We start from the raw sequence: 23,574 nt of genomic DNA, 5'->3' as shown, positions 1-23,574 counted from the left end.
TGAACCTTAAGAAAATGAAAAAAAATCTAACCTATATTATCGGAAGCAGTAGTTTGAATCATCCATACTGCTGTTTGTTTTTCACGTCGTTAATACTGACTGTAGCCAGGGGGATAACCTTACCTTTTCTTGTTGTCTTTTTGCATCTGCAAAGAGGGTTGGGAATCGATGAAACCGGTTATATTATTACAGCTGGTATTATGTTGGGGTTGTTTTGTTCATCTCTCTGTGGAAAGGTGATTAAGGCTCTGAACTACAAAAGGAGTATTATCCTGGCTATGCTGTTATTCAGTACCAGCAATGTCGCCACGTCTGAATTTCAGAATCCAGTGTTAATAATATTATTTTATGCATTGCTAAATGTCGCATATTCTTTATACAGTGTGGTTCTTAAACTGGCGATATCAGGTGCTCAGGAAAGTCACAAATCAAGATTGTTTTCGGTAAATTATACAATGACAAATGTTGGATGGGTCATTGGACCTCTACTGGGAAGTTTTTTCTCTAATCTTGATGGCCGAATGGCGTTCTGGATCTCCGGAGTAATAGGGATTTTGATCGCTTTGTTTTTCACTTTATACAAAGTGGGTTTAATTGAGGACAAGGAAAAAAAAGAGGATATTCAGTGCGCTGCGGTAGTCAGAGGTAATCGGAATCACTCAATTAACACTTTATGTCTTATTATTCTTGCTGGTTTTATTTACTCGTTTTGTTATGGTAGATTCTCATCAAGTATAACACAAGTACTTACTGTTATATTTGACCGGGAAACGACCTACAAAATTATTATGTTGCTGATGGTGACAAACGCACTTTTTGTTATTATATTCCAGATTCCTTTAGGTTCAAGAGTGTCTAAAGATAATATTTGTTTAAGTTCTTTTATTGGTAGTTGTGGCGTAATTATTGGCGTGATGCTCTTCGCTGGGGCTGGGGGGCATTTCACTCAGTGGATCGCAGGAATGATATTCTTTTCTCTGGGAGAGATCCTTCTTAATCCGGTCCTGTATCTGATGCTTGATTCTCTAAAGACAAATACGAGCAAAGCTAGTCTCTTTTCATTACAAATGCTAACCGGTATGGGAGCTGCAATAAATCCGGCTGCAACAGGGTGGTTTGTTAAGCATGTCAGTTCAGGAGCAATATTTATGGTCATCGCCTTTGCCGCAGTAATTGGTTTTTTTCTGGTGACAGTGGCATTAAAAGACTGGAGGAAATATGCATAGCGTATTTTTCTTATCCTGTGCTTCGTTATTATTTATACCCGGGCCTACAAATATATTGATTTTTAATTCCGGGTATAACAATGGTTTCAAAAAAGCACCGTCTTTGGTATTATCAGAATGGTCTGGTTATATCATGAGCATTACTTTGTGGTCTGTTGCTGCAGGATTTTTTTTTAGCACCAATGCATGGATGGATGTTGTTTCTCGATTTATATGTTCGTTGTATCTTTTTGTTCTTTCGCTAAAACTATGGTTTTCTGGACGTACAGAAAATGCAATAAAGTTAAGCATTGATTCAAAAACAATATTTTGTACTACTTTTCTTAATCCAAAGGCTTTCATTTTTGCAACGATAATTTTTCCTGTAAAAATCACTGATGATATATATTCATACTATGAAGCAATGATACGTTTTACCATAGTACTGTTAACCGCATCAGTCTTCTGGATTTGTTCAGGAAATTTATTAAAGAATGAAACGAATGGCCATTCGGTAAAAATTGTTATCCGATATCTTTCAGTTCTGACACTGATGAGTTTCAGTGTCTATATATTTTATCAGGGTGTGGTAAAAATATCGTGGACTTAACCACTCGCACGCCTGGTGTCAAGGAATGTGATGCGGTATTTTTAAAAAATACCTTCCTCACAATTTCAAATGTCTATCATCACCAAGTACTTTTATTTTATTATTGGGGTTAAGTATGAAACATATCGTAGTTATCAATAGCTCTGAATTCAGTGGTATTGAGTTATTAGATAAATTGCTGAAAGATAAATACAAAGTCAGCTACTTTCGTAATCTCGCTTACATCCGGGACTGGGACTCCCCCAGAACAGACGATGTTCTGCGACGTCTTCATAATGTTATTGAACTGCCTAATACACATACACCAGAAATTGTCAAAGATGCTGTTGATGTTTTAAATGCCAGTCAACCGGTTGATGCACTTATTTGTATCGACGATTTTTCATTAGAAGCTGCCGCCTGTGCAGCCGAGCATATCAAAGTTCCATTCAGCAGTGTGGAAGCTGTTAAGGCTACTAAAAATAAATTAATGTCACGCCAAATTCTTGAAGGAACAGATAAAAATGCACCTTGGGTGATCCATGAAAATGATTATCATGAACTTCCTTCTGTTCTGGCGACGGTTGAATTGCCGGTAATTGTCAAACCAGTTACATCAGCTTCAAGCCGCCTGGCATATATTATTAAGGAACGTACACAGATTAATTCCCTTATTAATGATATTGAGGAAGAAATCAGCGAATTACCCACATCCTATACCGATTTTTTTAACCGTGGTTTTCTGGTAGAGAAATATCTTACAGGACCTCTGATTTCTGTAGAGATTGGACGCAAAGGTAATGATTATTATCCATTTATGGTAACAAGCAGAATTCGTTGTATCAGTGATAATGTCATTGAGTTGGGTAGTGTTATGCCTTCTTCTCTTAATGATACGGAGGAGCAGGCATGTTTTGAACTGGCGATGTCAGCACTGCATAAAATTGGACTCGATAACGGTATTTTTCATATCGAAATGATTTATACTAATTCTGGCCCTGCAATAGTAGAAGTCAACGGAAGACTCGGAGGTCGTACAATTCCGATACTGTATGAGCTCGCAACCGGAAATAACATGTTTGAACATCTTATCGATATTGCTCAACGCACTGAACCAAAAGCAGAGTCGGTTTTCCAGGGCCGAAAAGCAGTTTCGTTTTTCTTTAAAGCGGAACAAAGTGGCACAGTGCTAAATGGGATATCCAATGCGATACCAAAAAATCTGACCAGTTATATTCAGTCTTTTGAATTTATGAAGAAACCGGGAGACACTCTTCAAAAAGGTGAGATCCTGGGATGGACCATTCTTTCAGCACGGCAGGAAGAGATCTGGAACGTACTCCATCAAATGATACAGTTTGTTGAAGCTTCATCTGGTGTGGAAGTTAAAAAGCCTTTGATATAAACACCTTGTGATGAAGATAACTTTTCAGGATAAAGGAAATACAACCCACCTGACAAAAGTAGATTTTTTGTAATGTGGGTTGTATATAGGCGCGGATTTATGGTGTTGTAACCTTAATTCGTCGCCTGCAGTGATTCTGGCAACAATTCTTTAGCGGTTCACCGTAGCATAATTGGCGCAGGCGCCTTCCTCGTGCAGCAAATTTTTTGCCTCTTCTAGTCCTTCACGATGTTGCGGCTGCTGGCAGTACGGCCAGCCTGGCCCCTGCCGGTCGGATCACAACAAGGATGCGATGGGTGCGACCTTGAAAATCCGGAAGGTGCAACATCATGTCTAACATCGGCACCTTCATTGCACAAAACAACTGCTTCATCGGCACCGTCCGCACTCTGACCCTCAACGTCAAGGTCAAATTTGTCCCCAATGACAGCAACAGCGAGCATGCCGCCGACTTCCGCATTCAGACCATCGGCGTGGTCTGGCAGAAAATCAGTCAGGCCGAACGGCCTTATCTGTCGGTGACGCTTGACGATCCCTGCAACTGTTTACGCCCGTCTGATCGAAGAAGAAGATAACAAGTATCAGCTAATCTGGTCGCGTAACAAACCGACCGCCTGACGAACACTTACTGCGCCCCGCCAGTCACGGCGGGGTTCTGTCTGGCATGCGCTCATCAAATGAGTGTTAGTTATGGTGCATTCAGTAAACTGGAAGCGCCCGCGCATCGGAACAAAAGAGTTAAATTCACTGTACTCTCTGCCTTAATCATCAATTATCTGAATCTAATTTTACTGCTGCGGGGTATATGAGAGCAGGGCTATGGAGCCCCTCAGTCTATGAGCAGACTAACACAGACAGGAAAAGTAAGGCTGTATGTATTATTGATTTGCTGAACGAGATTTTAATTCAGCCATCAACTAGAAAGGAAATGCCGGAACGAGACCTTACAGAACAAAACCACCCTGGTTAGCAGAAATGACTCGTCCGGCTGACAGACATATTATCATCGACTACATAATTCCGTTAGTCCAAACCGTAACCCCAACCCCATTTCACCGCTGCGGAGCAAGGGGCGCTACGTCCAGCTATGCAGGAACAGATTTTTTCTCCCACGTGTTTTCCGTTCCCTGTATCAGCTTCCGGTTAATCGTTTCCAGGCACAACCCGTCCCGCAAGGGTGAAGTGCACGCATGCTGCGCCCTTGCGGGCCGGAACGACGCCGGGAAAGCGAACCGTCAGGCGATACGAAGACGAAAATCACACCACTGACGGAGAAAAAACCATGACTATTTCCCTGCATACCCAGACCAGCGCCCCTAACACCGCAGCGGCGACCAGCATATCCCCGCTGGACCCGTCAGGCTCCTCAAAAACGAAATTTTCCAGAACCAAAACCGACATTTATCAGACCGTCACCGACAGCATCATTGCCGCACTGGAAGCAGGCGTTAAGCCCTGGGCGTGTCCGTGGCAGCGTGTAACGGGTATGTCCGGATTACCTTCCAACTACGCCACCGGAGCGGTTTACAGCGGGATGAATATCATGTTGCTGTGGTGCAGTGCATCAGAACAGGGGTTCAGTGATTCCCGCTGGATGACTTACAAACAGGCACAGGCGGCAGGTGGACAAGTTCGTAAAGGTGAGCACGGTACGACTGCCATTTTCTACACTACGCTGGAGAAGGAAAACGACGCCGGAGACACTGAGCATATCCCGATGCTGAAAACCTTCACCGTGTTTAACGTTCAGCAAATTGACGGTTTGCCTCTGACAACGGAAACAGTCAGTCCGGAAGCAACCTTTGACCCTTTGCCGCAGGCTGAAAATCTGTTCCGGAAGAGCGGCGCAAATATCATTGAGAAAGGACAAAACGCCTTTTTCAGCCCCTCAAACGATGAGGTCTGGCTGCCGGAGCGTCACCTTTTTTCTGATGCCGCTAATTTCTACGCCACCGGCCTGCATGAGCTGGTGCACTGGAGCGGTGGTAAAACACGTCTTAACCGTGAAATGAAAGGGAAATTTGGCAGTGAGGGTTACGCGTTCGAGGAGTTGATCGCCGAGCTGGGAAGCGCATTTCTGATGGTGGATCTGGGGATTGTCGGAGAGGTTCAGCACGAAAGTTATATTGCTTCCTGGCTGAAAGCACTGAAAAACGACAAGCGCTATATTTTCAAAGCCGCCAGCGCAGCATCAAAAGCGCATCGTTATCTGATGGAGAAGGTCTGAACAGAGGAATAAGACGCCGCAAAGGAATGCGGCTTTAACCTGATACCGGGGCTGGCAGAGTGACAGGGGGGGCAATTTACCTGCGAATTTTCCGGGCATCGGGTGTCCGGAAAATTCGCAGGCTGCGGGGGCGGGCGGCAAAGAGCCCGCAGACCCCGCAAAAGGAATGTTAACCCCAGTAATTACGCTACTGGCGCAGCTTAGATCGGGATGAATATTATGTTATTGGGGCGCTGCGTGTTTAAGCAGGAATCAGTGAGTCCCGCAGGAGGACCTACAATAGACTCAGGTTGAAGGGGGGCAGGTTAAGAAAGGGTGTATTAGCTCAAACTTGAGCTGACATTATTACAGCACGGAGCTTAATCTAACAGGGTAGTTCTGTGCTAAAAGCGGACGGCAATACTTACGAGTAATCCAGACGGAAAATGAGGAACGTTTGTGTTAAAAATAAGTTTTTTTGGCAGTTATTCCTAATAACCTAACGGAGCAGAAATGAGAACACAGAAGCGATGCATGGGATATGTGGCCATAGTAGTTGATGACTATGATCGGGCAATTGAGTATTACACGGAAAAGCTGGGCTTTACCCTCGTAGAGGATACACCACAACCGGGGAAACGTTGGGTCGTCGTAACACCTAACGTGGAAAGCGATTGCAATCTTCTTCTGGCACGTGCGTCAAATGAAAGGCAGGAAAGTTTTATCGGTAATCAATGCGGTGGTAGGGTTTTCCTTTTTCTCCAAACTGATGACTTCTGGCGTGACTACAACGCCATGAAATTAAAAGGTGTTGAATTCTCTGAGGAACCTCGCGAAGAGGAGTACGGTACAGTGGTAGTATTTGAAGACCTTTACGGCAATCGTTGGGATCTTTACCAGAACAAGTAAAGTTAAAACGCTTTGCCAGTTATGTCGTTAATATATAGTCTGAAACCGGTGCCAGTTCCGCTACTCGTTCAGAGCGGGCTGTAAGATTTAATTGTGTGCTAACTTCCAGGCCATTTTGGGGCGTTCATTATCCTGTATACATCCATAATAGGGGCTGGCGTTTTAGTCGCTATTGGTGGATGCCTGTTCCAGTTCGGCGATCGTGCGGAACAGAAACATTTCCCGGTTTTTCCCATCAAACGGAACGGGAACATTGTTCCTTATTACCGTCCTGATACTGTCAAACAGTCTGCTAAGGGACACGCGGGTCTTATCGTCCGGCATGACGTACATGGCGTAGTGCCAGCGTCCGGTGTCGCTGGCCGCCAGATGACTGTTAATAATGTTGATGTAGCGGGCGCGGGTTTTCAGCGAACGCTCGGTTTCCACTGCCACGATGGCACCGCTGCTCAGGGTAATGATGCCGTCCGGTCGGTGCCGGACACCCGGATACCGCGCCATAAACGCCCCCCGGTCGCCGTTTAGCCAGCCTGTACCGCCTTTTTCCTCCAGGGCCAGCCTGACCCGCTGGTTTAACAGACGATGCTCCAGCGTCCGGTGTCTGAGTTTTCCCGGCTCAAAATAAGCGGGAAAAACCGGGTCATCCGCGTTAACCACCCTTGCCAGCCCCTGCATGGTTATTCCCCACAATGCCTTTTTCCCGGTCAGTACCGGATATTCATGTTTGCTCAGAAATCCCAGTGTCACCGCTTTATTCAGCAGGTTATATATGGCATGGTTATGTCTTCCTTTATAGCCGACCACTTTTTTTAAGGTATGGAAATCAGAGAAGGTTTCTTCCTTAAGAAAATTCAGCAGTGCCAGCATTCTCCGGTTTGCAGCTTCATTTCTTTCAGCAACGTTATGAATAAGCACGGGCAGCCTCACAGATTAATGGAAGGTTTGTTAACCTGATTTTCGGTTTTGACATGCAGCGGAGGGTTATTCTCAAATGACAGCAGGTCGATATATTTCTTTTTCGCCGGTATATGAAAAAGCTTTGTCGCCTTCGCCAGATCATTCTGGGTAAATACAAAACCAACAAATTTGGGAAGATTAAGCAGCATATTGCTGTCGATATAATAACGTTCGGCCTGGCGGATCATCCGGTCAGTTTCCATTTTCTCCGTCAGGGAAATATCCGTTTTCACTTTTCTCATTTCATCATCAACCAGAATAGAGCCGGTCATCCTTGCCACCCAGTCGGCGGTGTCCGGATCACGAAGACGATAAACCAGCATAAATTTGCAGTTCTCAATCACCGAACCGGCAACGGCATCACCCTCAAGATCCGCCGGACAGTCATATAAATCTTTTACCGACTGGTGGGCCATGATGATATGCACACCTTTATCCCTTGCCGCGCCAAGTCCCTCAAGCACCGGGCGGGAAAGATGATATTTAAGTTCATCCAGAAAAATAGCAACGGGTCGGGGCTTCCCTTTGATCCGGTCCCGCGTTTCGGCTATCTGAATAAGCCGGGTCAAAATCATGCGTTGCGCCGAGATGATTTTCTGATTACGCATCGAGCCGATGATGTAACAGCAGCCTCCCTCATCAAATATTGTCTTTAATGAAAATCCGTTGCGGGCGTTAATGGAATTCACTAAAGCGATTTCCTCCAGCTCACCATAAAAAGCCGGTACATCTTCACTGAGAGATTTCACAAAGTCAGTGTTAAATAAGTTGCGTAACGTCATCCCCTTTTCATAAATCGCCGCCGTGTTTCTGGCGGCACGGCGATCGGCTATACGATAAAAGTCAGCGCCTTCGCCTTTTTTACCCAGGCTGAAACCGGCATTAAACAGCTCTTCCAGTTGTTCATGAGAAATATCAGCCAGTAAATCAAGCTGGAAATGAAGGTCATTCAGGTTAATGAGGACAAACTGTTTATTCGCTTTCTGACAGGCTTCCCGCAGGACATGCGGGGCCCATTCATCATTTTTCGGATCTTCGACAAATACCCCTTCGCCTGACAGTATTGCCTGATAAAGTAGGACGCAGGCGCTGACGCCTTTACCGGAGCCGGTGGTGCCGATAAGGTCGGCGTGCTGAGTCTGAAATTCGTCGGCAGTGATATATTGCGGCTGATTGTCTTTATCCAGCCCGATGAAAATACCTTTATTCAGGTCAATATAATCCTGCGGGTTATACGCAATGCTGTCAGGCAACATGTCCCTGACTTCACGAACATCCGTTCTGACATTTCTTTCCAGTTTGCTTTTTTTAATCATCCGGTGTTTCAGACTGTCAATTTCTCCGGCCAGTACTCTTCGGGCGGTAATATGAAAGGCCAGACCGGCCAGCGTAAATCCGACCGTCAGTATCCAGAGTGATAATCTGAGCAGAATGTGATTATCGAGCACCGTAAAGAAAAAACTCAGCCCCTGAATGGTCAGCGGTGACAGCGTTCCGGAGATAAAAAAGAAGAGGGACACGCACGCCACCGATTTTAACCAGAAGGGCGCATTTTTTCTTTCCTCACGTGGCAGATGAAAAATAAAGGGCAGCGTCAGCCCGGCAAACAGGGATAATATGACCGGGTTGTGTTGCAGCCAGAGCAGAAAAACAGAAAAGGCATCCGAAAAAGCATTCAGCCTTTGCATCAGATGAGTTCCCATTGCAGTGATCTCCGGTCTGATTTCGGTGTGACGGGCGCACCACATGGGCGTCACCGATGGACGTGATACCCCACGTCCCTGCGCGACGCCCGGCGGTGACGCCCATAAAAGGACGAAAAGTACTGAACGCCTCCGGCGCTCATGCCCGTTATCCTCGCTTTCAGAAGTCTGCCGACCGGTGGTCGTCAGTCCCTGAAACGCCCGAATGACGGGCAACGGCGTGTTTCCTTTGTCCTGGCTGGACGCCCTGACAGCCGGAAACATGGGGGCAATGTCTTCGCTGAACGCTGCGTCAAAGCCCCCAGGGTCAAAGGCGGCACACCGTCGCCCGCTACGCGCGACCAACCCCTTTAAGACGCGCGTTTCGCCTGTTTTTTCTCGCAAGCTCCAAAAAACGGGAACGCTGCTTTAAAGGGGTTGGTCGCGCCTGAACGGTCATATTCCCCGCTGGGGCGGGAAATATGACCTGGCTTGACGGTGTGCGGGGCAAGCCCCCCAAATAAACCGCTGTCGTGGGCGACAGCTTTTCGCTCGCCGGGGCGGCGAAATTTATTCGGCTCCCCCCGGCCTGCTCAATTCGCTTTGGGCGAATGTTCGCAGGTGGGCGCGGTAGCTGAGAATTAACAATTTCTGCGAAATTGAATTTTCTGTCCGCGCGCCACATGCTTATTTTACGGCTTAACAATTTCTCCGAAATTGAAGCCAGAAATAAGCACGCCTGAACCCCGCCGTCTGTCAGTCTGTGGCGTCGTTCGATATATTATCAGTGTCTGTGATTCACATCTGTTCGCGGGCTATGTCAGCCCGGCATTCCCGTTCAGCGTTTAATGCTGCACGGTATGCCTCATCATCGGTCTTCGTTCCCTGACTTTCGGCATATTGTCTGAGCTTCCCTGCGTCCGGCTCATTAAGCAGTGAAAGATGATGCCGTAATAAACCGATAAACCGGCTTTCATATATCTCATAATAAAGTCCACATCCCTGATGGGCTTCTTTCGACAGAGAATCATAGATACACATGACCGATATTCTGTCCTGATACGTTGAATGGATGTTGGCAATAAACAGGTCTTCTTTATCCACTTTTATTTCTCCATGCAGGGAGTTTATTAAAATAATGGCCGGGGTTTTATTACCCTCTGACTCTGCCAAATCTGGACAGGATTTTATTCACCGCTTCCGGATCAGCGCTGGTGCATTCCCCCAGAAAAGCTTTTCTGGCATTGAGCGTATGATTGGGTAAAAATCCGTGCCGGTTCTTTTTGACGATATTAAAAAAGGCCCGTTCAGCAGAATGGCATTCGCTCCCTCCACTGTTTCCGGTTGCTTTCCCGTACATACACAGCACCACTTCGCACGGGTCAGCCGCGAAAGAATAAACAGGCGTCCCGGCAGCAATGCACAGCACTGCCGCCGCAATAATGGAATATTTCATGATGGATATCTTACCCTAAGATTAATTTCAGGATGTGAGGGGAGGATTTAATGCGAAAAATAAATGCGAGTGTCGCTGCATGTCAGGCAGCCAGAGACAGGCTGATATGCAATAACGCCTTTAGCGCCATATCGGCGTAGCCAGTTTTTTGCAGTAAAGAATTCTGAGCCTGATGGTGCAGCAACAATAATACGCGCAGAGTGGGCGACTGCGTAAAATACGGCGAGCGTCCAGCGTGTTTCGTTATAATTCCGTGCGTGAAGGGATAATAACCATTTATCGTTAACCACCGGAGAAGGAATAATAACCGGATTGTCACGCCACTGCGGTAAACCGGTATTGACTGACTGACCCGCTTTCTCCCATTCAACAGGAACCGGTGGCGGGGGTGAAGAACAGCCGGAAAGTACCAGCGAAAAGAGCAGCATAGTGATAACCTTCATCATGCTTTCATCTCCTCAAAAAAAGCGCTGCGGTGCAGTGGCCGGAAATAAATATCATTCATCCGGCGCACATTACCGTCTAAATCAATGCTGACGATAACGTCCAGACTGTCCAGTACCTTGCGTAACATAAAGGTATAAGGGAGTCGGGCGCATTGCGGGTTTTCATAACAGCGGGTAATAAACCCGTCTACCGCTTCCATTGCCGAACCGGCATGAACAGAGGTCATACTGCCTTCATGGCCGGAACCGGTTATCTTGAGAAAATCCCAGGCCTCACCGCCGCGTACTTCGGTTAATAGTATGCGGTCGGGATTCATGCGGTAATTCCAGCGCAGCAGGCTGGCGGGCGTCACAATTGACCCTTTTTCATCTGCCGATTCCGACGGATAAAAAAGGTGGACGTAGTTTTTATGCATAAAGAAGGTGATTTCCGGGTTATCTTCAATGGTCGTAATACGCAGATGAAGGGGGATATAACCCATCAGCATCTTCATATAGGTGGTTTTCCCGGTACTGGTTTCCCCGGCCACCGCAATGGTTTTACCGTATTCCACACATTTCTCCATAAAGCGCGGAATGTCTTTTACGTCATATAAGGCCAGTAATTCCTCATCGTGCGTCTGCGTTTTTTCCGTGCCCGTCACCCGGTTATAAAACCCGGCGTCGATATAGTCCTGATGCGGGATCTGGACCTGTGAGGGTTTACGCAGCGTGATGGACACCGTTTCGCGCTCGCAGGCCGGGGGCACGATGACCTGACAGCGTTCGCCGGATTCCAGCGTGGCGGACAGCCCCGGCTTGATATCTTCGATATTGTCGCCGTGATGCTTCGCCAGGCATCTGGCAAAGTTGTAGCAGCCCTCATAATCCAGCGGAACGGCGTGCTGTGCCCAGACACCGTTAATTTTGGTGAAAAGTTCGCCAGGACGATTGACGGCGATCTCCGTCAGGCCGGGAAGCGCCAGAAAATCACCAAAAAAACGCTGCTTATAGCGGTCCAGGGAGATATTTTTAGCGGTCATTTTTCATCCTCAGCGTATAGATGCCGGAAAAATCAATATCCTGTCCGGTGATCAGGTTGATGATCTCACCCTGATTTTTGTGCACGGTTGGCGGGATATTGATGCTGTTTTCCAGCGTGGTTCGTGCCATATCTGCCATCGCCTGGCGGCTGTTTTCGGTGTAGTCGGTATTACGATCTTTCTGACCCGCGCTGTCGGAAGCCCATGCCGCAACATCGGGGATCATACCGACCAGTAATGCGCCCCCGAATCGCTCGCTGAAATGTGAGTCGATCCAGCCATCAACACCGGCCTCGCCCAGTTCCCCGGCAGCGCGGGTATCAACCAGAGGAATATCAAGATAAGGGGGCTGGCGGGTACGCAGTTTGGTGATGATGAGGAAGGCGCGTCCCTGGCCGTGCGTCATCCCGGTTTCCGCACCTGTCTGGTAAACGCCCGTGGCGGTGGTCCCTTTTTCAATCAGCCTCGTGTTGCCGCTGGCGCTCCAGATATCGCTGGCGACTGTGCAGCGGATTTTCCCCGCCCGGTCCGAGACAAAACGGTAATCCAGCGAACAGGGAATGGCGGTATTTTCCGGCACGTACAGATCCGGGTTGTAAGGAATACGCCGTACCTCTGACGGGGAGTGTTCCGGCTGTGACGGCGTGGTGTCTGGCTGCTGACCGGTGCCAGGGGATGGCGTCCCTGACGACTGCCCGGCAGAGGATACCTGCGTCATTTCCTGCTGCCGGGTCCGTACCGGGTTTCGGGTCGCAGCGGCAGAGCTGTCCCGACGAACCAGAAAACGGGCTTTATCCAGTTCCGGCGGCGTCTCCGGCCCGGTGACTGCCGTATTGCGCGGGCCGTTGTCCGACGGTTCCGGCGCTCCGGGGCCGGTATCGTGCGTCCCCAGATCGGTACGCTGCCGGTAATCGCTGCGGTTCGGCTGTGGCGCGGCATCCTGCCGCTTTTCCTCACCGGGTTGCCAGAGCAGATTGCGGTATACCCAGTTGCCCGCCCACGCCAGCGCAATCAGCGCAACGGCGGCGAGCGCCAGAAACGTGGTGGCTTTCCCGCGCCTGCGCTTTTTCAGTTTGTTGATAGCGGGTTGTACCGGATCGTTCTCTGCATCGTCCTGTGCGGTGAGAAGCTCTGCTTCCCGCCTGGCACGGGCCTCTCGCTCCAGCGCGGCAATATCGTCATCCGTCTGCGCCGGAGAGGGCCGGGACTCATCAGGTTCAGGATGCGCGTGTTCGTCGTTCATCTGCATGGTTCCTCAGTTGTCAGTGGGTTGCAGGTTTTTCCACCCGCTCAACCTGCGGGGAGACGGTGGCGCCATCAGCGGCCTGGACTCTGCCGAAACCACGGTTTTCCAGGCCGACCACGGCGTGACCGGAACGCAGGACCAGACGGGGCGTGACCTCCTGAATCACCAGGACGGTGAAGTTGCCTTTCCTGCGGATACTGCTGTTAACCACATGCTCCTGGCCGTTCAGCGCTTTCGTCACGGAGGGAATGGATTTGGCCGGAGAGAAACCCACGAACGTAAAGCGACCATCGTCATACGCAAAATCGGGGACAATCCGGGCGCTGTCGCGCTCCGGATAGCTGAGGTAGTCCCAGTTGCGCGGCGTCTGCGCGGCATTCAGGGCCTGCTGAATATCGGTCTGCTGCTGTTTTTGCTCACGCTCCAGCGCGCTGGCCGTTGCCTCACGGCGGGCCTTCTCCTGTGCTTCGCCCGGATAGCGGTAACTCACCTGAAAGGCGGGCTGCTGCGGTGATTTATCATCAATGACGTTCAGCTCGACGTTGTACAGCCGCCGGGTGGTGACGACCAGCATGTTGGTGTGCCAGTCCCGGCTGTTGGGCGGGATGACCACCTGTGTGGTATTGCCGTCAGCGCCGGGCGCGCCCTGAACGAGCGCCACCGGGCGGATATTGACCCGGTTGGCGTCCGGCGTGGCTTCCCACGCCTCCTCAAAACCGGGTCTGGCGCTGATAACCGCCTCGTCGCTGTCAAACACCAGCGTGGTCATGAAACCGGGTCGTGTACTGACGACGGTGACGTTCAGCGGGTTATAAACCACCTGCTGAACACGGGCATCGTAGCGGCTCGCCTGCGGGATGGCAGCACTCCATGCCGTGCCGCACATCAGCCCCAGAGCTAAAAGGATGAGACTTTTCATTATTCACCTCCCCGGATTTCACGGTCTGCCTGCCAGCTGGTCACGGTAAAGCCGAACGGGTTAACCTCCCGTTCGGTATCGTTCATCTCCCTGCCGGGGTCAGAGTGGAACGTCAGACGGACATCCCAGTATTCGGTGTGGGTGCTGTTGTCCGCGAGGCGGCGGACAGTCTTTTTGTAACGGAGGGTGGCGACGTTATCGGGGTCAGTGCCCCCGGTGAGCTGGTTTGACAGGATGTCGATCCGCACGGTGTGCGCCCCGTTCTGGTACACCTTGTCCGGGGCGTTTTTACCGGCATACAGCGCCAGATAGTCATCGTTGACCTGCGGGCTGTTGTAAATCTGTACCGTGGCGTAATCGTCCTGGAGGGAGGGGTAGACATACCGCTCACGCAGTCTGACGTAGCTGGCGGTCATCGCCTTCTGATAAGCGACTTCCGCCGTCAGGTGGGTTTTTGACGCACGGGTGACGTGCTCCACCCGCCCGGTATGATTATCCACGGTGTACAGTTCCACGACCGTCTGTTTCAGGGGCAGTATCAGCACCATGGCGATGAGCGCCAGTACGGCGGTGAGCAGGCCTGCGCCGCCCACCACAAACCCGGCTTTTGTGGCGCGTTTGTCCCGTTCAATCATCTGCTGCTCAAAGGTGCGGGAATCCGCAACGAGGGTCTGTTCACTCATGACTGTTTAACTCCGCCATAATCTGATGGGTGTTCACGGGGACGCCCTGACCGCCAAAGGCAGGAGGACGGGGAGACTGCGCGCAGCCGGAAAGCGCGCACAGCAAAGCCAGCGCAATCAAGCGTTTCATGGGATGTTTCCTCAGTGAGATCAGTGGAATGAAAACAGGGTTATGTTTTCACCGGAGGGTTAACGGGGATATTTCGACCAGGGATGACAGGTTTAACGATGGAATTTCTGAACGGCGGCTTCTCCTGACTGCGCCAGTCGCCGGGCTTCGTTGCGGGCAATCATCTGCTCAATCGCGTATTGACGCGCTTTCGCCGCGCTGTATCCTGGACCGCTGCCGGGTTTACCCGCGCTGCCATCTCTCCAGCCCTGAATATTGTCCTGAATGGCGCGGGTTGTCTGCTTCCCGGCTCCTGCTGCCAGTTTCCCGGCACCAAACGCCGCCGCGCCAATACCCACAGCCGCCAGCCCCTGCATGGATACGGTTGCACTGGCCCCGGCCAGCGCGCCGGCCAGTTTTGCGGAGAGATAAACCAGTATTGCCGCGCAGATACCGGCCAGACAGACCTGTGCGCCTAATTCCACAATGTTGGATTGTGCAGATATCTGTGTTGCAATAGCTAACCGCGAGTTTAAATAATTAACGACAATGCGTAGCGACAACGCAGAAAACAGAACCGTTAATATTGCACCGAAAACATTTTGCAGCCAGTTATTAAACATGGGACGTAAAAAACCATACAGCAGACAAAAGATAAACACAGGGGCGGTAATACTCAGCAGTAAAACCATCACTTCCGCGATCATTGAAACAAAGGCTGTCACGATCATTAATACGAATATCCCGAGCCAGACATAAAATTGAGCGGTCATACCCTCATCTTTTATATAGGTTGAGTTATCCATATCGTGTAACGTTTTGCCTAATACCTTCGCTTTATCCCATAAGCTATCCAGTAATTGCCAGATATTATCGCTGCCGGAAAATCCCTCCTTTAAACCATTGATGGCATCAATAACACCGTCAAGATAACCGCTGACATTTGCCACAAAGGACAGGATGATTGCCATCCTCATGATGTCCCACATGACGTCCTCCATCGGCGTGGACAGCTTACCCGCCAGGGTCTGGTAACCACGCCACAGGATATAGAGGGTGGCTGACGTTGCCGCCAGCCCTATCATCATGGAGGAGTATGACATCATCAGTCCCTTTGTGGCGTCGGTGACTCCTCCTATCAGGTGTTTTTCAACACCGATAAATACACCACCGGACATATTAACCTCACTATGAATTCAGATCGGGAGTGGGCGCATTTAACTGCTGAATCTGATAATGGGCTTCATTGGCGTTTTTACAGTTCTCTGAGGCATCGCCGGTCTTCTGGCATTTCTCATACACCGCTTTTAGCTCATCGGGATGATCCCTGTACCACTGGGTCGTTTTGGCTTCTTCTTTGCAACCACTAATGACGACGAATAATAAGGAAAAGAAAGAAAGGGTTAATAAACGCATGTGAGACTCCTTTAGCCGTTTAAATCAGGGGTTGGCGCAGTTAACTGTTGCTGATTCCACTGTTTAACACGCTCGTCCTCCAGCACTTTTTCGCGCTTTTCTGCCGCCTTCACGCTCATTTCCCACTGATCAGTGAGCGTGTTCAGCATCACTGATTTTAGCTGAATACTGTTGGCAAGGTCCTGAGACTCCTTTGAATCTTTAGAAAGTGCGATACGGTTCGAGAGGCTGTTAATTTCCCCCAGCGTCTGGCTGACCTGCCCCTGGATCTCGTCAGTCTGCTCAAACTGAATCGCCTTATTGATGACCTGTTGCTTACAGACTCTGGCGTAACTTTCGGATTGTTCTGTGTTGCAGGTGTCGAAAATTTTATACTTTTCGTACAGGGCGTCGAACTGTCCGGAAGAACCGCCGGACAGAAGCAGATCATTGAGTGCCTGCCCTGGTTTGCGCAGTTTCTCAAGGTCGGATTTCAGGCTTTTTGCCTGATCAACAAAGTCAGCAATATCACGGACACCGGTGGCCGTCGCCAGCTGATCTCTATACGCCTGGATCTGGCTCTGATAATGCTGCGCAGTCTGCATCCAGCGCTGCGTTTCTTTCAGCCATTCGGCTTCACGCAACGGGTCAGCATCCACCAGAACGGGAATACCTGCATGTGCCAGCGAACTGGTCATCATGCAGGCGAAAATCAGGACATGAAAACGCCTTTTCATTGTGGGTCTCCTTCGGGTTATCAGAGTGCCTGAGACAGGTAAGGAGCCAGCCATTCATGCGGCGGCATCCCCTCCTGGAAAATTGAGTCGAAGATTTCGAGGTTGTCGGCGCTGCCGCTCATGACCCGCGTGTACCTGCCGATACCGGAGAGGTCGAGCGTCACGCGGGCGGCAAAACGTTTTGTGTCGCCGCGCCTGAACTGATTTTTCACCACCACATACTGGCGGGCCTGCGGATCCAGATTTTTCACCACATCAAACACTTCCGGCTCAAACTTCATCCCGTTAACATAGTGGGCCCGGTCGGCGCTGGGGTTGGCTGCCAGGATCTGCGTGCCGCACTGCTCAATCACGGCGGGCGCAATTTCATCCCTGATGATCTCCGCCGGTGACTGGGTGCCCACAACCAGCATCCCGTTCAGTTTACGGATGGTTTTCAGTCGGTTATAGGCGAAATCTTTAAAGACCGGGTCCCGAAGCCATTTCCAGAACTCGTCCATAAAGATGACCAGTCGACGTCCGTCAAGCAGGCTGGTGATACGGTACAGCAGGTAAAAGGAGATCGGCGCACAGACGTTCGCGTCATCCAGAAACTCCGTGCCGTCAATGCCAAAGTTATCGCACTGGCTGATATCGAAGGTGTCTGAGGCGTTATCAAATACCCAGCCGAACTCGCCGCCCTGCGCCCACTGCGACAGGCGAATGCTCAGACCGTTCTCCTGGGCTTCTTTAGTGGCAGGTTCAGGAAGATTCTCCAGCAGGCGCGTAATACCGCAGACACGGTATTGCGGCTCGTTGCTCATCACGGCGTTAACGGCGTCGTTCAGGCGACGCTCATCACGGGGCGTGATGGTCGCGCCGTTACGCGTGCACAGCAGTTTCATCAACTGACTGATGAAACTGATATTGCGTTTCGTGGGCGACAGGGAAAACGGGTTCCACCCCGTGGGATCGCCATGCGTGATACGGAAGTAACGGCCGCCCAGTGCCCGGATATTCATTTCCGCGCCCCGGTCCTTGTCCAGATAAACGGTTGTCAGCCGCTTCGTTTTCGCATCGGGCGAAAAACTGTCCGCGCGGCCATATTTCTGTTGCATGTTTTCAAGGAACGTCATCAGCATGGTTTTCCCCGAACCGTTGGTGCCGAGAATGCAGGTGCTGGCCGGGTTCTTCTCGTTGAACTCGTCCTTGTCGGCGAGCGTGTTATGCAGGTTCAGGTAGTAGCCATCCCCTGACGGGGTGCGCAGCAAGGCCATTGCATCTCCCCAGGGCGCGTTATCGCGCTTGCCGGGGGAGAAATTATGCAGCGCGGCCAGCTCCACAAAGTTCAGGCTGCTCAGTTCGCCCAGGCGTGGCCGCAGATGATAGTTGCCGGGCAGTTGCGCCATAAATGCGGCTGAAAGCGAAAGTTCAGCGGGAACCGGTGTCATGCCGAGATTGTTCAGGGCATTGCTGATTTCACTGGTATCGGCCACCAGACTGTCCAGCGTGCGGGAAAACACCATGAGGGAAAAATGGTGTTTGCCACAGGCGATTTTCCCCGATGTCAGCAGGTCAAGCGCCACATCCAGATCCAGCCGCTGGGATACCGCATCATCATCCGAACTCATTAACAGACGGCGGGTGCGTTTGATGGCCTTCCGGGCTTCCTCGCGTGACATGCAGGTGTAAGACTGCGTGATCACGTAATCGCAGGGGGCATAGAGCAGCGAGTCCATCATCCCTGTCGCCGTCTCCTCCGGGAACTCCTTCACTTCCAGCCCCCGGAAATAGTGCGTGCCGCTGGCGTGATTTATCTGCCCGGACTCCGCCGAAAAGAACAGCGCCGCCGACCCCATCACCGAATACGCGGCGGCACGGGTGACGCGCACCCTGCGCCACTGGTGCGTCAACAGGTACTCATAGAAGGCTAACTGGGAGGAGAATACCGCGTTGCCTTCGGTGAAGGTGCCGAGAGGACGTGCCGCGTAGCGTGACAGTGCGGTATCGAGCAAACCTTTGATTTCCAGCATTTCCCGCAGCGCACCGTCAAGTTCTTTCAGTTTCTGACCGTCTTTCATGCGCCTGCGTCCGGCCTTTTCCAGACTGACAAACGGACGGTAGCAGACGGTCAGGAACAGGCGGTTGCGGCGAAACGGATCCGCCGCCAGCGAGGCATAATAGAGACGGCTGATTTCATCGGCGTAAGGGTTGCCGGACGCCTTGTGCAGCGAGTCCGTGAACGGCTCCCGCACGTTGTGGATATAAAAGGTGACCGGCATTCCTTCGAATGAACGGATGAGCCCGTGCAACTGGTTCCGGTCGGTACTGAGCGTGTCTTCTGACTCGCAGTCAAACGGGGTGCCCGTCAGTTCCCAGGTGCAGTAGAGGTCACTGTCTGGTGAGCGGACAACATGCTGATGAATATGCGATGAATACGGAATGTACTTTCTGAGCGTGGCACACTGATTCAGTTTCATGGCGTTGAGAAACTCCGTGATATCAACGGCCTCATGCTCAACGGGCATAAAGGCGGTTGCGCCAAACAGACGGTTTGCTGCCGGTTTTCCTCTTGCCCTGAGCCAGACGGCAATCAGGCTGAACCGCATGGGTTCATTCCGGGTAAGCGACTTCATCACCAGAAACTCAACCGGGAGCAGGGCAAGGAAAGCGACGGAAGTCCAGACAGCGACGATGATGGTGACGCCAGAGACACCCAGCAGGGGCACCATCGGCACCCCCCACAGTGCCGCCGGGCGTTTCATTGCCTTGAGCAGCTTTGCCATAGGTGACCTCTCAGCTCATCAGCAGCGCGCCGATCTCACTGCCCCCGCCAATCAGGATCCCGCCGATGATGATGTAGGCGCACTGCGACAGGCTTTCGCCTTTCCAGAGCGTCTTGTAACCCACCCAGATCACGGCCACCGTGATGGTGATGGCCGCCAGACCATGCAGGCCGGTGGAGACTTTCTCCATCACGGTATTTGCGCGCTGAAACCCGTCGGCAAACGCCGGGATGGCAGAAAAAGCCGTCAACACACTGGCAGAAACGAGGCTGGCCGCCGCCTTTAGCTTGCGGAAACGTGTCATTATTCTTCCTCCTCACGGGTTAACTGGGAGAGACTCCGGCGCACTGACGGCGCGGAGATCGGTGCGATGGCGATGTTGTCCTGACGGAGTTTCGCGGGGACGCCTCGAACGACGGTCCCCGGCCAGATCACGCGGGGACGGGATGACTTATCAGCAGGGATGGCTTTCAGGGCTGCTTCGGGGGGAGATGTGTCCTCTCGGGTACCGGGTACGGCATAACGGGGAGACGCCGAAACGTAACCCATCCGCTGCACATAGCTGGTCCCGGAAAAAGCCGCTTCCGGCTGTTGTCCGGTATGGAAATTGCCGGAGTAATAGCAGCTCAGGGCCCTTTTCAGGGTGCCGCCACGCCGGTAGCAATCGCTGAGGATGCGTTCAAAAACAGACAGGTTGGTGCAGGGATCAAGCAGGTCAGTGGCCGTCACACCGTAGTGACGAAAATTGGTGCTGGTTATTTGCATCAGCCCGACGGAGTAACGCCGGTCCTGTACGGCAAGGCGACGGATAATGCGCTCTGCTTCTGCCCGGCTGGCGGGCAGATGGGAGATAACAGGATTGTCACCGGAGGCTCTTCTGGCCCTGGGGACTATCTCGGCGATGGCATAAGGGTTAAAACTGGATTCCACCCGTGCCACGTCGAGCGCGGTGGACGGATGAATGCTGGCGGCACACTGCATGGCCGCCGCCAGAAAGGCAGTGGTGGAAAGCATGATGGCCTCGGGATTGCGGGCAGCGTGCAAGTCAGCGGACCCTGCACGCTGTGGAGTAAAGAGTAATAAAGAAGAGTTAAAGCGCGGTTTCGCCGGGTTCCGCACTCTGTGGCGGATTGTTATCCTCACGTGGCTCAAGCAGGACCAGTTTACCGGAAACCGCAATACCGGGCGTCAGGACAATATTCAGACCGGCTTTACCGTGGTGGGCAAAGGCCACGCCGACTTTTGTCCACCAGGTATTTTTCTCGCCCTGCGAGTCCGGCTGACTTTCCTGGGTAACATAGGCGTAATAAACGGGTTTTCTCATGATGTCCCCTTTTAATAAAAACGGTGGAAAATAATATTTTTCGGTCACATCCCGATCCTGCATTCCGGTTTTAACGGGTCAGCGAGAACATTCAGCGGCACCCTGAATTGTGGTTTTGTGACAGCCCGTTCCGTATTATTAAAGAGCAATACCCGGCCCGGACGAATTAACGTCCATCAGGGCAACCATTCTGTAATGGCGTGTTCAGCATGGGGGATCTGGAGCAACCCATGAACAATAAAATCAAAACAAAAATGAAAGAGTTAATTCGATGGATAAATAAAAAGGCGGGAGGACGAAAAAGGAAAGTAAAATAAATCATGAGGCTTTATTTTTATTTAATGGTACAGATAAAGACATATGGGGATTTATTCCCCATATGTCTTTTGCTCACATTTAATACCTGCGACGTTCAAGTTTATCCTGACATTCCGTACAGGTTGTTACGCCCGGTAGTGCTTGCCGTCGTTTTTCAGGAATAGGTTTACCGCATAAACGGCAGTGGAATAATGATGGTGTTGTTCCTGGTTTGAAACGGCTCTGTTCAATCATCTCTTCCAGTCGTTGTTCATTGAACTCCTGATCGCGGTCGATCTCATCCGGCATGTGATGCCCTCCTGTTGGCGGCTTCCTTTTCGCAGAGTGTGATGCGCTTCCAGACGGTGGTGAGAGACAGACCTTCGGCGTCCGGCAACAGCTTTTCCGTCATCTGCATCATGGCGGCCAGCGCGTCAGAGGATTCAAGATTATCCACCCGGTATTGTTGCCATTGCTGCCAGATAGCTGCATCCGTCTTTTCATCCGGTTCAGGTGTCCGGCCATACGGCACACTGACACCCAGCAACCGACGGCGAAGACAGGTTTCGTTGGAGGTGAGACCAAAATACTGGTTGAGCAATGCGATCGAACCACCCAGTCGGATCGCCTGGTTAATCAACTGCTGGAGCCGGACCTCCTGACGAGCCAGCGCCATCAGATGGCGCAAAACATCATGGTGAACGCTGATTGAGACAAACGGCGCTGACGACCGGCTGACAATAAACAGCTCATCAATCGATAGCTGATTAAGAGTATTCATTTCGTCGAAAGTGAATCCCAGCGCTTCACAGTGGCGAAGGTTTCCCTCTTTCAGTGCGTGCAGGGCATCGGTTAAGACGGCGAAATTTAATGACGGGATCATGATTCTGTATCTCCCTTCAACGCATTAGGCGGTTGGCTAATTTAAGGTTGATCCATTCGTCAATTTCAGATTCGAGCCAGGCCACGCTGGCCGGACCAATCTTGATTGAATGGGGAAAGATGCCTTCTTTCATATAGAGGTAGATTTGCGAGCGTTTCAGGCCTGTTTTCTGTTCAACCTGTTTCAGACGTAATAGCTGATGCGATGTCATGATTTCCTCCAGTGCAGATATGGGGTATGCCCGGAGAAGACAAAAAAGCACAAGGAAATCCTACGGAAAAGCATGTAACCCCTTAATAAGGATGCAGATACCCTTACTAAGGGGTTACTGTTTTGGCGGTTTAGGATGATATTAATGGGATGAGGATGTCTCAGAAGGTGACCCGCGTTGTAGTGCGCTTTTTAGTGTCTCAGCGCTTAGATGATCTGTAATACCATCTGATAATGCCCATTGCTCAAAGATAGAAAGGAGTTTATAAGGTTTATTAATCAAGGGGGTAATAGATTCATTATGTTTGCATGCAAGCCAAAATAGCCGGGATAAAGGGGTTGATATACGTGATGAAGGTGTTACTGATGATTTGTTTTTTGTAATAATGCATAATAATTTATCTAGCTGTTCATTTCGTATGACAAAACAAGTATTTTTTGGCAAATGATACAATGGGAATAAAATATTCCCGTTGTCTTTAATCGGTTTGTTGTATAAAACTTGTTCGGTAATGATTGGGGCGATACTCTTTGGAAGGTGATTTATTTGTTTTTTAATTCTTTCTTCCCATGTGGTTTTTTCAAATATTTGATATAAATTGCCATCTAAACAGACCGAAATACCATAATTATTCTCACTTGTATCTAATTTAGGTAAAGGTAATTTCAATAATTGTGCGAGTAAGCGTTCCACAAACACATATTCGTATCCAATCAATGGCGTGTCTATTACTCTTTGATTAGAAGTGAAATAGATATCTTCAGTACTAACAATAAGGTTTGTATCATTTAAGAATCTTACACTATCCAGATGACACAGTTTATAATAAAATGAACTCTCTCCAGGAGTTAATTTTATTTTGTAGTTAGATGTGTTTACCTTCCGTAGTATTACTGGGGATTGAAAGTAAATTGATATAAGTATGTTTCCATATAAAGCATTTCTTAAAATGTCACAATATCTCATTTTAACATTGGACTTTTGGGTGACTATTTCTACTGCTTCCTGTATTGTTACCCATTCTTGTGCGTTATTTTTTGCTCTTACAATACTTAAGACGTCTGACATGGCACTGCCCCTTTTATTTAACTAAAAAGAGTTGTGTTCGAATGCAATATGAACCTTAAA

General features: G+C 50.2%; 26 protein-coding genes and 1 pseudogene. 6 read left to right on the top strand and 21 right to left on the bottom strand.

Features of this window, described 5'->3' with window-relative positions:
- The first annotated feature begins 14 nt into the window (after positions 1–14).
- The 6 genes and pseudogenes from IAE50_RS04250 to IAE50_RS04225 all read left to right on the top strand — a co-directional run bounded on the left by IAE50_RS04250 (position 15) and on the right by IAE50_RS04225 (position 6,314).
- Positions 15–1,226: an MFS transporter gene (locus IAE50_RS04250; protein WP_200579661.1), complete on the top strand. Its 1,212-nt coding sequence runs from the start codon at positions 15–17 to the stop codon at positions 1,224–1,226.
- Positions 1,219–1,815 carry a LysE family translocator gene (locus IAE50_RS04245; protein WP_200579660.1) on the top strand — a complete coding sequence of 199 codons (597 nt, stop codon included), beginning with the start codon at positions 1,219–1,221 and terminating at the stop codon, positions 1,813–1,815. The genes IAE50_RS04250 and IAE50_RS04245 overlap by 8 nt, the downstream gene beginning before the upstream one ends.
- A gap of 115 nt (positions 1,816–1,930) precedes the next feature.
- The gene (locus IAE50_RS04240) at positions 1,931–3,199 is read left to right on the top strand and encodes an acetyl-CoA carboxylase biotin carboxylase subunit family protein (protein ID WP_200579659.1); all 1,269 of its coding nucleotides are present in this window, start codon (positions 1,931–1,933) and stop codon (positions 3,197–3,199) included.
- Positions 3,200–3,528: 329 nt separating this feature from the next.
- Positions 3,529–3,817, top strand: a pseudogene (locus tag IAE50_RS04235) (DUF736 domain-containing protein).
- Positions 3,818–4,481: 664 nt separating this feature from the next.
- Positions 4,482–5,426 carry an ArdC family protein gene (locus tag IAE50_RS04230; protein ID WP_200579769.1) on the top strand — a complete coding sequence of 315 codons (945 nt, stop codon included), beginning with the start codon at positions 4,482–4,484 and terminating at the stop codon, positions 5,424–5,426.
- 492 nt (positions 5,427–5,918) lie between these two features.
- Complete coding sequence (locus IAE50_RS04225) at positions 5,919–6,314, top strand: VOC family protein (RefSeq protein ID WP_200579658.1); 396 nt, start codon at positions 5,919–5,921, stop codon at positions 6,312–6,314.
- 162 nt (positions 6,315–6,476) lie between these two features.
- Here the strand turns inward: IAE50_RS04225 and mobC are convergent, their stop codons facing one another.
- The 21 genes from mobC to IAE50_RS04120 form a co-directional block, all read right to left on the bottom strand.
- Positions 6,477–7,229, bottom strand: coding sequence for a MobC family replication-relaxation protein (mobC, locus tag IAE50_RS04220; RefSeq protein WP_200579657.1), 753 nt, complete (start codon positions 7,227–7,229; stop codon positions 6,477–6,479).
- Positions 7,230–7,237: 8 nt separating this feature from the next.
- Complete coding sequence (locus IAE50_RS04215) at positions 7,238–8,974, bottom strand: type IV secretory system conjugative DNA transfer family protein (RefSeq protein ID WP_200579656.1); 1,737 nt, start codon at positions 8,972–8,974, stop codon at positions 7,238–7,240.
- A gap of 777 nt (positions 8,975–9,751) precedes the next feature.
- Positions 9,752–10,057, bottom strand: a complete 306-nt coding sequence (locus IAE50_RS04210) for a dpoa decarboxylase (RefSeq protein ID WP_200579655.1) — start codon at positions 10,055–10,057, stop codon at positions 9,752–9,754.
- Between the two features lie 49 nt (positions 10,058–10,106).
- Positions 10,107–10,409 (bottom strand): TrbM/KikA/MpfK family conjugal transfer protein, encoded by a 303-nt coding sequence (locus IAE50_RS04205; RefSeq protein ID WP_200579654.1) that lies wholly within the window; start codon positions 10,407–10,409, stop codon positions 10,107–10,109.
- Positions 10,410–10,456: 47 nt separating this feature from the next.
- Positions 10,457–10,855 (bottom strand): cag pathogenicity island Cag12 family protein, encoded by a 399-nt coding sequence (locus tag IAE50_RS04200; RefSeq protein ID WP_200579653.1) that lies wholly within the window; start codon positions 10,853–10,855, stop codon positions 10,457–10,459.
- Positions 10,852–11,877, bottom strand: a complete 1,026-nt coding sequence (gene virB11, locus IAE50_RS04195) for a P-type DNA transfer ATPase VirB11 (RefSeq protein WP_200579652.1) — start codon at positions 11,875–11,877, stop codon at positions 10,852–10,854. Before virB11 ends, IAE50_RS04200 begins: the two co-directional genes overlap by 4 nt.
- A complete protein-coding gene (locus tag IAE50_RS04190; protein ID WP_200579651.1) occupies positions 11,867–13,120 on the bottom strand; it encodes a TrbI/VirB10 family protein in 1,254 nt (417 codons plus the stop codon). Before IAE50_RS04190 ends, virB11 begins: the two co-directional genes overlap by 11 nt.
- Before the next feature lie 19 nt (positions 13,121–13,139).
- Positions 13,140–14,045 carry a P-type conjugative transfer protein VirB9 gene (gene virB9 / locus IAE50_RS04185; protein ID WP_375286489.1) on the bottom strand — a complete coding sequence of 302 codons (906 nt, stop codon included), beginning with the start codon at positions 14,043–14,045 and terminating at the stop codon, positions 13,140–13,142.
- Positions 14,042–14,725: a virB8 family protein gene (locus IAE50_RS04180; RefSeq protein WP_200579649.1), complete on the bottom strand. Its 684-nt coding sequence runs from the start codon at positions 14,723–14,725 to the stop codon at positions 14,042–14,044. The genes virB9 and IAE50_RS04180 overlap by 4 nt, the downstream gene beginning before the upstream one ends.
- A complete protein-coding gene (locus IAE50_RS04175) occupies positions 14,718–14,855 on the bottom strand; it encodes a hypothetical protein (RefSeq protein ID WP_200579648.1) in 138 nt (45 codons plus the stop codon). The genes IAE50_RS04180 and IAE50_RS04175 overlap by 8 nt, the downstream gene beginning before the upstream one ends.
- Positions 14,856–14,947: 92 nt before the next feature.
- Entirely contained in the window at positions 14,948–16,012 is a 1,065-nt protein-coding gene (locus IAE50_RS04170) for a type IV secretion system protein (protein WP_200579647.1), read from the bottom strand.
- Positions 16,013–16,022: 10 nt separating this feature from the next.
- Positions 16,023–16,250 carry an EexN family lipoprotein gene (locus IAE50_RS04165; protein WP_196551879.1) on the bottom strand — a complete coding sequence of 76 codons (228 nt, stop codon included), beginning with the start codon at positions 16,248–16,250 and terminating at the stop codon, positions 16,023–16,025.
- A gap of 11 nt (positions 16,251–16,261) precedes the next feature.
- On the bottom strand, positions 16,262–16,966 hold the full coding sequence (locus IAE50_RS04160; protein ID WP_200579646.1) for a type IV secretion system protein: 705 nt from the start codon (positions 16,964–16,966) through the stop codon (positions 16,262–16,264).
- Between the two features lie 20 nt (positions 16,967–16,986).
- Positions 16,987–19,731, bottom strand: coding sequence for a VirB3 family type IV secretion system protein (locus IAE50_RS04155; protein WP_200579645.1), 2,745 nt, complete (start codon positions 19,729–19,731; stop codon positions 16,987–16,989).
- A gap of 10 nt (positions 19,732–19,741) precedes the next feature.
- Positions 19,742–20,035 (bottom strand): TrbC/VirB2 family protein, encoded by a 294-nt coding sequence (locus IAE50_RS04150; RefSeq protein ID WP_200579644.1) that lies wholly within the window; start codon positions 20,033–20,035, stop codon positions 19,742–19,744.
- Positions 20,035–20,745, bottom strand: a complete 711-nt coding sequence (locus tag IAE50_RS04145) for a lytic transglycosylase domain-containing protein (protein WP_200579643.1) — start codon at positions 20,743–20,745, stop codon at positions 20,035–20,037. Before IAE50_RS04145 ends, IAE50_RS04150 begins: the two co-directional genes overlap by 1 nt.
- A gap of 76 nt (positions 20,746–20,821) precedes the next feature.
- Positions 20,822–21,055 carry a hypothetical protein gene (locus IAE50_RS04140; RefSeq protein ID WP_200579768.1) on the bottom strand — a complete coding sequence of 78 codons (234 nt, stop codon included), beginning with the start codon at positions 21,053–21,055 and terminating at the stop codon, positions 20,822–20,824.
- Positions 21,056–21,451: 396 nt separating this feature from the next.
- Positions 21,452–21,661, bottom strand: coding sequence for a TraR/DksA family transcriptional regulator (locus IAE50_RS04135; RefSeq protein WP_200579642.1), 210 nt, complete (start codon positions 21,659–21,661; stop codon positions 21,452–21,454).
- Positions 21,651–22,235 carry a DUF2857 domain-containing protein gene (locus IAE50_RS04130; RefSeq protein ID WP_200579641.1) on the bottom strand — a complete coding sequence of 195 codons (585 nt, stop codon included), beginning with the start codon at positions 22,233–22,235 and terminating at the stop codon, positions 21,651–21,653. The genes IAE50_RS04135 and IAE50_RS04130 overlap by 11 nt, the downstream gene beginning before the upstream one ends.
- Before the next feature lie 16 nt (positions 22,236–22,251).
- Positions 22,252–22,446 (bottom strand): AlpA family transcriptional regulator, encoded by a 195-nt coding sequence (locus IAE50_RS04125; RefSeq protein ID WP_200579640.1) that lies wholly within the window; start codon positions 22,444–22,446, stop codon positions 22,252–22,254.
- Between the two features lie 141 nt (positions 22,447–22,587).
- A complete protein-coding gene (locus tag IAE50_RS04120) occupies positions 22,588–23,514 on the bottom strand; it encodes a hypothetical protein (protein ID WP_200579639.1) in 927 nt (308 codons plus the stop codon).
- Positions 23,515–23,574 lie beyond the last annotated feature (60 nt).

Origin of the sequence: Kosakonia sp. S42 (assembly GCF_016624785.1) — a bacterium.
GTDB classification, from domain to species: Bacteria; Pseudomonadota; Gammaproteobacteria; order Enterobacterales; family Enterobacteriaceae; genus Kosakonia; species Kosakonia cowanii.
The sequence above is the reverse complement of the archived record's forward strand: the minus strand, read 5'-3'. Positions and strand labels throughout refer to the sequence as shown.